Annotated in this window: 7 protein-coding genes; 5 read left to right on the top strand and 2 right to left on the bottom strand. The window is 50.3% G+C overall.

Annotated elements, in window-relative coordinates:
* A partial coding sequence (locus tag AC07OI_RS08365; protein WP_495256887.1) for a HAMP domain-containing protein occupies positions 1-4,798 on the top strand: 4,798 nt, incomplete at its 5' end.
* 11 nt (positions 4,799-4,809) lie between these two features.
* Positions 4,810-5,637 (top strand): CheR family methyltransferase, encoded by an 828-nt coding sequence (locus tag AC07OI_RS08360; protein ID WP_495256886.1) that lies wholly within the window; start codon positions 4,810-4,812, stop codon positions 5,635-5,637.
* 27 nt (positions 5,638-5,664) lie between these two features.
* Here AC07OI_RS08360 and AC07OI_RS08355 read toward each other — a convergent pair whose 3' ends face one another.
* Both AC07OI_RS08355 and AC07OI_RS08350 read right to left on the bottom strand, forming a co-directional pair.
* Complete coding sequence (locus AC07OI_RS08355; RefSeq protein ID WP_495256885.1) at positions 5,665-6,708, bottom strand: DNA topoisomerase IB; 1,044 nt, start codon at positions 6,706-6,708, stop codon at positions 5,665-5,667.
* Between the two features lie 426 nt (positions 6,709-7,134).
* Positions 7,135-7,344: a hypothetical protein gene (locus AC07OI_RS08350; protein ID WP_492704354.1), complete on the bottom strand. Its 210-nt coding sequence runs from the start codon at positions 7,342-7,344 to the stop codon at positions 7,135-7,137.
* Between the two features lie 336 nt (positions 7,345-7,680).
* On the opposite strand from AC07OI_RS08350, the gene AC07OI_RS08345 reads away from it, so the two are divergent.
* From AC07OI_RS08345 to AC07OI_RS08335, 3 genes are read left to right on the top strand one after another with little or no spacing between them, the layout of a single operon-like run.
* Positions 7,681-8,250, top strand: a complete 570-nt coding sequence (locus AC07OI_RS08345; protein WP_492704570.1) for a (2Fe-2S)-binding protein — start codon at positions 7,681-7,683, stop codon at positions 8,248-8,250.
* A complete protein-coding gene (locus AC07OI_RS08340; protein WP_495256884.1) occupies positions 8,247-9,278 on the top strand; it encodes an FAD binding domain-containing protein in 1,032 nt (343 codons plus the stop codon). The genes AC07OI_RS08345 and AC07OI_RS08340 overlap by 4 nt, the downstream gene beginning before the upstream one ends.
* On the top strand, positions 9,275-11,551 hold the full coding sequence (locus tag AC07OI_RS08335) for a xanthine dehydrogenase family protein molybdopterin-binding subunit (protein WP_495256883.1): 2,277 nt from the start codon (positions 9,275-9,277) through the stop codon (positions 11,549-11,551). The genes AC07OI_RS08340 and AC07OI_RS08335 overlap by 4 nt, the downstream gene beginning before the upstream one ends.
* The last annotated feature ends 132 nt before the right edge of the window (positions 11,552-11,683 follow it).

Below are 11,683 nucleotides of genomic sequence, written 5' to 3'. Positions count from 1 at the left end.
GAAGATTACGGCTGACGCCAAAGGCGAGATTCTGGAACTCAAAAACACCATCAACGTCATGGTGGATCAGCTCAGCTCGTTTGCATCAGAAGTTACCCGGGTGGCGCGTGAGGTCGGCACCGAGGGAGAACTGGGCGGCCAGGCGAATGTACCAGGTGTAGCAGGTACCTGGAAAGATCTGACCGACTCGGTCAATTCCATGGCAGGTAACCTGACGGGGCAGGTGAGAAATATTGCTGATGTGACAACAGCTGTAGCGAATGGTGACTTATCGAAGAAGATTACGGCTGACGCCAAAGGCGAGATTCTGGAACTCAAAAACACCATCAACGTCATGGTGGATCAGCTCAGCTCATTTGCGTCTGAAGTGACGCGGGTGGCGCGTGAGGTCGGCACCGAAGGTGTGCTGGGTGGCCAGGCGAATGTGCCCGGCGTTGCCGGTACCTGGAAGGATTTGACCGATAACGTCAACTTCATGGCATCCAACCTGACCGGGCAGGTACGTAACATAGCGGATGTGACGACGGCTGTTGCGAAAGGAGACTTGTCGAAAAAAATCACGGTCGACGTTAAAGGCGAAATTCTGGAATTGAAGAACACCATCAATGTCATGGTGGATCAGCTCAGCTCGTTTGCCTCTGAAGTAACCCGCGTGGCACGTGAAGTGGGCACTGAAGGCAAGCTCGGTGGTCAGGCGTTTGTGAAAGGGGTGGGTGGGACCTGGAAAGATTTGACTGATAACGTCAACTTCATGGCATCCAACCTGACCGGGCAGGTGCGTAACATCGCCGAGGTGACGACAGCGGTGGCGAATGGTGACTTATCCAAGAAAATCACGGCCGACGTCAAGGGTGAAATTCTGCAATTAAAGAACACCATCAACGTCATGGTGGATCAGCTCAGCTCGTTTGCTTCTGAAGTAACGCGGGTGGCGCGTGAAGTCGGTACTGAAGGTAAGCTCGGCGGTCAGGCGAATGTACCTGGTGTAGCGGGTACCTGGAAGGATCTGACCGACTCGGTCAACTCCATGGCGGGTAACCTGACTTCTCAGGTGCGTAATATTGCTGATGTGACGACGGCGGTGGCGAATGGCGACCTGTCCAAAAAAATTACGGTCGACGTGCGTGGTGAAATCTTGCAGTTGAAAGACACCATCAATACCATGGTGGATCAGCTTAATTCCTTCGCTTCAGAAGTGACACGGGTGGCGCGTGAAGTGGGTACAGAGGGACGTTTGGGCGGTCAGGCGAATGTACCCGGCGCCTCTGGTACCTGGAAAGATCTGACCGATAACGTGAATTTCATGGCATCCAATCTCACCGGGCAGGTACGTAATATTGCCGACGTGACGACGGCAGTGGCGAATGGCGATTTGTCCAAAAAAATCACAGTGGATGTTAAAGGCGAAATTCTGGAATTAAAAGACACTATCAACGTCATGGTGGATCAGCTCAGCTCATTTGCGTCCGAAGTAACCCGTGTGGCGCGTGAAGTGGGTACTGAAGGCAAACTCGGTGGACAGGCGCAAGTAAAAGGTGTTGGTGGTACTTGGAAAGATTTGACCGAAAACGTGAATTTCATGGCGGCTAACCTCACAGCGCAGGTACGGGGTATTGCCGGTGTGGTAACAGCCGTGGCTAATGGCGATCTTAAAAAGAAACTGACTGTGGCTGCGCAGGGCGAAATTGCATCGCTGGCCAATACCATTAATGAAATGACGGACACGCTGGCCGTATTTGCCGACCAGGTAACAACCGTTGCTCGTGAGGTGGGTGTCGAAGGTAAGCTCGGTGGCCAGGCCAGTGTGCCAGGAGCATCGGGTACCTGGAAAGATTTGACCGAAAACGTCAACCAGCTTGCCGCCAATTTGTCGACCCAAGTACGTGCGATTGCAGAAGTGGCGACCGCGGTAACACGGGGGGACTTGTCACGCTCGATTCAAGTTAAGGCACGTGGCGAGGTGTCAGATCTCAAGGACAATATCAATGAGATGATCCGTAACCTCAAAGAAACGACACAAAAGAATGCTGAACAGGATTGGCTCAAAACCAATCTGGCACGCTTTACCCGTTTGCTGCAAGGCCAGCGTGATTTGAGTACGGTCACCAAGTTGATCCTGTCTGAACTGGCGCCGCTGGTATCTGCCCATCATGGAGTGTTTTACATGATGGACTCGAATAACGATGCTCCCTTGCTGGAAATGATCGCCAGTTATGGCTACCGTTCAAGCAGTAAATTACCGACCTCCTTTCTGCCTGGCGAAGGCTTGGTAGGACAGTGTGCCTTGGAAAAAAACCGGGTATGGTTGACCAATGTGCCGCGTGACTATATCAAGGTATCATCCGGCCTGGGCTCTGCGCCGCCGACTAATATCGTGGTCTTGCCTATCCTGTTTGAACAGCAGGTAAAGGCGGTTATCGAGATTGCCTCGCTCGACAAGTTCACGCAAACGCATATGGGTTTCCTGGATCAGTTGATGGAATCCATCGGCGTTGTTTTGCACACGATTGAAGCGAATAGCCGTACTGAGAGTCTGCTGACTCAATCCCAGTCACTGGCACAAAAACTGCAACAAACGAACCAGGAGTTGGCGGAAAAAGCCAGCCTGCTGTCCGACCAGAATATTGAAGTGGAACGCAAGAATCGCGAGGTCGAACAAGCCAAACTGGCGCTGGAAGAAAAAGCAACGCAACTGGCACTGTCATCCAAATACAAGTCCGAATTCCTGGCCAATATGTCGCATGAATTGCGTACGCCACTGAACAGCTTGTTGATCCTTGCCCAGCAACTGAGTGACAATCCTCAGGGTAATTTGTCTGGCAACCAGGTGGAATACGCCAAGACGATTTTTGGCTCCGGCAGTGATTTGCTGACGCTGATCAACGATATTCTCGATTTGTCGAAAATAGAATCCGGTACCGTCACGCTGGAGCTCAGCGAATCGCGCCTGTCGATACTGGCGTCTTATGTAGAACGTACTTTCCGCCACATGGCAGAAGCCAAGAATATCAATTTCTCGATTACCCTCGACCAAGGTTTGCCAGCTGCGATCAGAACCGATACGACACGCTTGCAGCAGATTCTTAAAAACCTGCTATCCAATGCCTTCAAATTTACCTCACGCGGGGAAGTGCGGCTCAGTATTGGCGTCGTGCAGTCAGGCTGGACTGCTGACCTGCCACAGTTAAGTCATGCTGATGCAGTACTGGCTTTCTCGGTGGCAGATACAGGCGTTGGTATCGCCAGCGACAAGCTGCAATTGATTTTTGAAGCTTTCCAGCAGGCAGATGGCAGTACGGCACGTAAATATGGCGGTACTGGACTGGGGCTTTCCATTAGCCGCGAACTGGCGCGTTTGCTGGGAGGGGAAATCCGTGTGACCAGTATAGTTGGACAAGGCAGTACATTTACATTGTTCTTGCCGTATAGCGGAGGTGGACTGATTAGCCAGATGCCGCAACAAAATGCAACTTCAGCACCCCCGACACTCACCAGAGTGCTGGAAGCCCCCATGACTGGTTCTGATGGATTGGCGCGTGCTGTATCGATTGAAGCAGCGACGATGAGCCTGAACTATGCTGAAGGCGAAGCTGCATTCGATGACAGGAATATGATCGCCAGTGGTGATCCTTCCTTGCTGATTGTCGAGGATGATGCCAGGTTTTCTGCCATTTTGCTCGCTTTCGCTAGGGAAAAGGGCTTTAAGGGCATCGTCAGCCAAAGCGGTGATGCAGCGCTGACACTTGCACGCGATTACTGTCCGACCGCCATCCTGCTCGATATAGATCTGCCAGACTGTGATGGTTTTACCGTGCTGGACCGCCTGAAGCGCGACCCAGGCACGCGGCACATTCCTGTACATATAATGTCCAACTCGGACGAGCGCGAGCGCGGTCTGCAACATGGTGCCATTTCTTATCTGACCAAGCCAATCAAGCGCGAAAGGCTGGAAGAGGAATTTAACCGCATACAACAATTCCTGATCAGAAGGAAACGCAGTTTACTGGTAGTGGAAGATGAAGATTTACAACGTGGCCGCATTGTAGATCTGATAGGTGAGCATGATGTACAAATCACTGCCGTAGAAAGCGGTCAGAAAGCGCTGGAAGCGCTGAGAAGTACACATTTTGACTGTATGGTGCTGGATCTGACTTTGCCTGATATCGATGGTTTTGAATTGCTGGAAACCATCAGCAAAGATAAAAAACTCAGGGACTTGCCTGTCATCATTTATACGGCCAAGGAGTTGTCGCGCAAGGAAGTCACCAAGATACGCAAGGTCGCTAAAACCATCGTCGTCAAAGATGCCCGTTCGCCAGAACGCCTGCTTGATGAAACGGCACTGTTCCTTCATCGCTCGCCTGCCGATCTGCCCGAATTGCAAAGACGCATGCTGGAAGACATGCACGCGTCCGATGGCACGCTGGCTGGGCGCAAAGTACTTGTCGTTGATGATGATTTGCGTAACATCTTTGCCCTGACGACAGTCTTGGAAAGGCAGGATATGAAGGTCGTTTTTGCGGAAAACGGCAGGGATGGCATAGAACTGCTGGAACAGGATCCCGAGATTGAGATCGTCTTGATGGATATCATGATGCCGGAGATGGATGGCTACGATACCATGCGCGCCATCAGGAAAGTACCCAAGTTCAAAAGCATGCCCATCATCACCTTGACGGCCAAGGCCATGAAAGGTGACAGGGACAAGTGCTTTGAAGCGGGAGCGTCAGACTATATTACCAAGCCTGTAGATAGCGCGCAGTTACTGTCGCTGATGCGTGTCTGGCTGACGGAATAAGCAGGTATCCGATGAACGCATCAAAAGTCGAGGATATAGAACTCGATATGCTGCTGGAAGCCATTTATCGCTATCGCGGTGATGACTTCCGCGGTTTTGATCGCATGGTATTGGTGGAAAAACTCAATACCTTGATGAAGCAGAATTCGATCAAAACCTATTCAGCATTGCAAGACAGCATATTGCATGACAACGCGCAGTGGGATGCTTTATTGCATGCTCTTCTCTTGTGCCCATTTCCCTTGTTTGGCGAACCACAGCGACTACAATTCTTGCGCAGCCAATTATCACCATGGCTGCGTTCACATTCGCATACCCGAATATGGATGGCAGATTGTTCCAGTATTGAAGAAGTTTACACCCTCGTTATCTTGCTCCAGGAAGAGCAGGTATACGAAAAAGCGGCAGTCTACGTAACCTGTTCAAACGAAGCACTTTTGCAAGAAATGACGGACACAGGGTTCTCTGTCGGGAAATTCGCTGAGTATGAAAAAAATTACTTTTCAAGTGGCGGGCACGGCAGGCTGGCCGACTACTTTCAGGAAAAAGACGGCAAGCTGATACTAACGGATCATCTGCAAAAAAACCTGATCTGGTCACAATTCAGCCTGATCACGGACACATCGTTTAATGAATTTGAACTGATCAGTTGCCGTAGGGCGCTCCTCAATTTTGGCGTTGCCCTGCGTCACAGGGCCTTGCGCCTGTTCGCTGCCAGCCTTACTCCATTTGGCTTGCTGGATGCGGATTTAGCCAGTCATTACAGCAACAAGATCAATATGGCATGGCATTATCAGGCTATCTCGGATGAATATGGCTTGTACCGATATCATCCTTAAGGCGGAGCTGCTTTTATCATTGATAAATTATTTCTGCCATTTTTGCAAAAGTCTTACCATGATGGTTTCATCTTTTTTCAATGTGAATTTCTCTTTTCTAGCCGCACGTTCACTTGCATGCCATTCCTCTGCCAATGTCCCTTCCATATATGAAATGGCGACTTGTGGATGGATATAGCACTTACGGCAGACTGCCTGAGTATTACCCAGTTTCCGGGCAACCCGGCGGACGGCTTCGGCCAGGTTGCTACGGGCGATTGCCTGTGTTTCTGCCGCGCCGATTTCCAGCAAGGCTTGCACTGCAAAGCTTGTTCCTGCCCAGGTCCTGAAGTCTTTGGCCGTAAAGTCACCATTGGCAGCGCTGCGTATGTAATCATTCACGTCAGTAGAATTAATTGTGTGAATCTGGCCTTCCTCGTCCAGGTATTGAAAGAGTGTCTGGCCAGGAAGGTCCAGCATGGACTTGATGATACGGCATAGTTTTGGTGCCCGTAGCTTGATGGTATGTTTCACACCGCTTTTGCCACGAAAGTTAAACTGAAGATAGGAGCCGGTCAGATGCACATGTTTTTCTCTGAGCGTCGTGATGCCATAAGAATGATTGGTGCGCGCATACTCATCATTACCTATGCGCATGCTGGTATCTTCTATCAGGGCTACTACCGTAGCGATGACTTTCTCGCGCGGTAGTCCCTTCATTGCCAGTGCCTTGCTTACCTGTTTTCTTATCTGAGGTAAAGCCGATGCAAACGGCAGCATGTTGTCGTACTTGGCCTCATCTCTGATGCTACGCCAATCTTTGTGATAACGATATTGTTTGCGTAACCGCGCATCCCTTGCTGTGGCCTGGATATGTCCATCTTCTTGCGTACAAATCCACACATCAGTCCACGCCGGAGGAATGGCCAGGGATTTTATACGTGCCAATGTTTGGCCGTTTTTCAAGGGCTTACCTTGCGGAGTGAGGTATCTGAACGCCGTTTTTCCACGTCTGTTGACAGGGTAGCGTCGAATTCCTGGCATTTGATCGCTGACGTAAGACAAGCCTGCCTTTTTTGCAGCAAATTGCACATCGCTTTTTATTAGTGAAACAGTTTTCTGCCTCTTGATGCCAGAGTTTGCAGCAGGATGTCGGTTTGCGATTGTAGCGGGTGTCATGTCTCAAGCTATTTTTTTAGATTGAGCATCACGATAAAACAGAACGGCACGGCGAGCTGTCAGATCTTTTGATATGTCAGGGTAGGAGAGTAGCTAATCAGGATAAGGCATTGCATGATCGGGAGAGAGTGGTGGAAGCAATGACAGCAAATGTTGTGAATGAAGATAGCGTTAAAGCGTACCGGAACGCTTTAACAGGCTTGGAAATAATAAAGCCATGATGAGACGGTGAAGTCTACATTAGCTACAAATTTCCAAACCTGTTCTTTCCTTGTTGGCTAAGGCAATTGTTCACACAATCGCACAACCACGCTATTCAGTTTGAATAGCAATAAGGAGTTAACGATTTTTGGAATCAGGAGCGGATTTGGAATCGTTACGTTGGGAGTTACCAGAACTATTATTGCCGCTGGCAGATTTTGAGCCCTGGCCGGAACCTTGAGCGTCATTTTTGTGGCTTTGCTGACCGGCCTTCACGTGTTGCTCGTGAGTACCGCCTTGAGTGTTACCAGATTTTTGAGGTTGGTTGTTGTTTGCTTGAGTAGGCATACTTAACTCCTTAAAGTTTTCCGCTGAATGCCGCGGTCGCGTTTTACTGATCGGTTGCAATCAGTAAGGACATCATAGTTGCAATTTTTTTTAGGGGGAGTAGGACCAGCGTAGGAAAACGCGCCATATCCATGTCAGATGATGTAAGCCATATGTTGACGGTGCAGTTTCATGGCTTTGCAAGTTGGCAGTGCGTGTAAAAAAATATTCAAAACCATAGGAATAGAGGTCGATGGCATGAACCTGGTTTTTGCATCTGACAGTCTGTACGCGAACGTACAGTTATTAATGTCGTATGTCTTTAAAATCGAGTCATGCCAGCCAAGAAAGATAGTGATGAATACTGCTGTCGATACCGCGAATCAGTGCACACCTTCAACATCCACCGTTCAGTGCTACCCTGTGCAATACACGATCAATGGGCATGTGCAAAAAATCGATGTCGAGGCCTGGGTCACTTTACTTGATCTGTTGCGTGAAAAATTCAAATTGACTGGTACCAAGAAAGGCTGTGATCATGGTCAATGCGGTGCTTGCACCGTTTTAGTTAATGGGAAGCGTATTAATTCCTGCCTGACGCTTGCCGTCATGCAAAATAATGCCGTTATCATTACTGTGGAAGGTCTGGCTAAAGGCCGCTTGCTTACTCCTTTGCAACAGGCATTCATACAACATGATGCCCTGCAATGCGGGTATTGCACACCTGGTCAATTATGTTCCGCAATAGGCATGATGGCAGAAGGCGAAGTCAGAACTGTAGACGATGTCCGTGAATTGATGAGTGGCAATTTATGCCGCTGCGGGGCTTACCCGCAAATCATGGCGGCTATTACTGAAGTCATGGGCCTGACTACGCCAGAAGACAATACTGGGGCGGACATGGTACCCGGGGCGGTGGCAAAATGAACCCCTTTTCATTCTCTGCTCCTGTTGATGTTGCTGTGGCTTTACAGCAAGTAGGCATGGACAGACCAGGAAAAGCAAAATTCATTGCAGGTGGCACCAATCTGATTGACTTGATGAAGGAACATGTAGAAACGCCCGGCAGTCTCGTTGATATCAATCACTTGCCCTTTACGCTTATAGAGCCCAGTCCTGGTGGTGGCTTGCTGATCGGTGCAATGGTCCGTAATGCTGACACCGCCTATCACCCCTTGGTCAGGCAGCATTATCCCATGTTGTCTCAGGCGATATTGGCAGGGGCATCCGCTCAAATTCGCAATATGGCCAGTAATGGTGGGAACTTATTACAAAGAACGCGCTGCGTGTATTTCTATGATGTAGCCGTGCCATGTAATAAGCGTCGACCCGGCAGTGGATGCCCTGCCATCGGTGGCTTTAGCCGTCAGCACGCCATACTTGGTGCCAGCGAGATGTGTATTGCTACTCATCCTTCCGACATGTGCGTGGCCCTGGCTGCCTTGCAGGCAATCATTCATGTCCGGTCTTCAGACGCATCAAGGCAGATTGCATTCGCCGATTTTCATCGCCTGCCCGGTGACAGGCCCGACATTGATACCAGCCTGGCTGATGGCGAACTTATTACGCATATCGAATTGCCACCTGCGCAGCAATTTGTAGACCATTGCACCTATCTGAAATTGCGTGACCGCGCATCGTATGCCTTTGCACTGGTGTCAGTAGCTGCTGCGCTTGATATCGCAGACGATGGCAGCATACATGAGGCACGCATTGCCCTTGGCGGTGTCGCCCACAAGCCATGGCGCATGCCTCAGGCCGAAGCACTGTTGGCCGGCAAATTACCAACAAGCACAGCGTTTGTCAGGGTTGCAGATTCTTTGTTGAAAGATGCACAGGGGCAGGGCGATAATGACTTCAAGCTTGGCATGGCACATCGCGCAGTCGTACGCGCCCTCGAAATGGCTGCCGCTTCTCCTGGGCATCAGCCTGATGTCACAAGGGTGGCAACATGACAGATCTGATCAGCGCATTGCACAGCCCCGTTGCCGATGAGGGAACAGGTTTCGTTACTACAGGCATGCCGGTCTCCCGCATTGATGGCCGTGACAAGGTCAGTGGTCAGGCGCATTATGCTGCCGACATAGATGATGCAGATATGTTGTATGGAGTAGCGGTCAATAGCAATATCTGCAAAGGACGCATCGCCAATTTTGTGCTGGATCGGGCATTATCCGTGCCAGGGGTGGTCGATATTATCACTTATAAAAATCGTCCCAAAATACGTTCTTTTGATCTGTTCTATAAAGATATGGCGGCACCCGGCGGGTCGCCATTTCGCCCTCTGTACGATGAAAAAATTCTATATAGCGGACAGCCAGTGGCATTGGTACTAGCCCAGACGCTTGAGGCCGCGAGCTATGCGGCTTCGCTGGTGGAGGTTCACATCGATATTGAAAAACATGAAACCGATCTGAAGAACAACTTGCAACATGGCCGGGAACCCGGCAATACGCGAGGCGGTTCACCACCACCCAGAGAAAAAGGCAATGCTGACGAGGCCTATGCACAAGCCGCATTCAAAATTGAAGCCGAATATGGCAGTGCTGCCGAACATCACAATCCCATGGAATTGTTTGCCACTACGGTAATACATGATGATGACGGCCATCTGATGATTTATGACAAGACCCAGAGCTCACAAAACAGCCGCTGGTATGTCAGCCGCGTGTTTGGTCTTTCCAGCGATAAAGTCACGGTAAGAAACCCATATGTAGGTGGCGCCTTTGGTGCTGGCTTGCGGCCGCAATACCAATTGCCTCTGGCCGTGATGGCTGCCCTTAAATTGCAACGTTCGGTCAAAGTCGTCATGACACGTCAGCAAATGTTTGGCATAGGCCATAGACCCGAAACCGTGCAGACTGTGAAGCTGGCTGCCGACCAGGATGGCAAGCTGAAGTCGATCATCCATAAAGCCATCACAACTACATCCCGCTTTGAAGAATATGTAGAAACCATCGTCAACTGGTCTGGACAGCTTTACGCATGTGACAACATCAAACTTGCTTATGAGCTGGTCAGTCTGGATCAATCCAGCCCGGTGAATATGCGCGCACCAGGTGCCGCGCAGGGCATACATGCACTGGAAGTGGCGATGGATGAACTGGCTTACCAACTCCGCATGGACCCGCTTGCATTCCGCTTGAAAAATTATGCTGATATTGACCCTTCTACGAGCTTGCCGTATTCGACCAAAGAACTGCGAGCCTGCTACCAACAGGGGGCCGCCCGCTTTGGCTGGCAAAACCGGCCCCTGGAGCCTCGCTCCATGCGTGAGGGGAATGAACTCATCGGTTACGGCATGGCTACCGGCATATGGGATGCCATGCAATTCTTTGCACGCGCCAGTGCAGTGTTGCACGCTGACGGTCATCTGGTGGTTAGCAGCGCTGCTTCTGATATAGGGACGGGCACTTATACCGCCATGGCCATGATTGCTGCGACAAGCATGGGGCTGCCGCTAGAAAAAATCGTCTTCCAGTTAGGTGATTCCACTTTGCCGGTGGCACCGGTAGAAGGTGGCTCATCCCATGTCACGACAATAGGTTCGGCGGTACAAGGAGTATGTGAAAAGTTGCAAAAGCACTTGTTCAAGTTGGCGAAGAAAATGCCTGAGTCATGCTTTGCCAAAACCAGTTTCAAGCAGGTAGAATTTGCCGATGGCAGCATGCGCATCCATGGAAAAGCAGATACCGCCATTTCATTGACAGATATCATGTCTGCTGCAGACGAAACGCGCATAGAAGAAAAATACCTGATGTTGCCATCTGTATTGAAACAACACAAATACCAGCGGGCTACCCATTCAGCTGTGTTTTGCGAAGTCAGGGTAGACGAGGCATTGGGCACTTTGCGTGTGACACGCGTGGTCAGCGCGATAGCGGCCGGGCAGATCATCAACACCAAGACCGCACGCAGCCAGATCACTGGCGGCATAGTCTGGGGTATCAGTCAGGCATTGCTGGAAGAAAGCTGTATGGATCACAAGCTGGGCCGCGTCATGAATCACAATCTTGCCGAATATCACATAGCCGTGAATGCAGACATCCATGATATTGACGTGATTTTAGTTGAAGAAGATGACCGCATTGTCAGCCGCCTGGGCGCAAAAGGCGTAGGAGAAATTGGCTTGATAGGTGTGGCTGCCGCGGTCAGTAATGCGATCTTTCACGCAACCGGCCGTCGTTTGCGTAGTTTGCCGATGACACCCGAAAAAGTCATGCAATAGACACTCATATAATCCAGGTCGGGACACTCTGTTAATTCCGGTTTTTTACATATGTCTATACGGTCTGATGCCAATATACTGCTTACCCTGTCTCGCTGAAAAACACCCGTTGGTGCGGGTGTCATACAACTA

The sequence above is a fragment of the Undibacterium sp. GW821-FHT07F11 genome (assembly GCF_059418665.1).
This window is presented reverse-complemented; position numbering and strand designations above follow the sequence as displayed.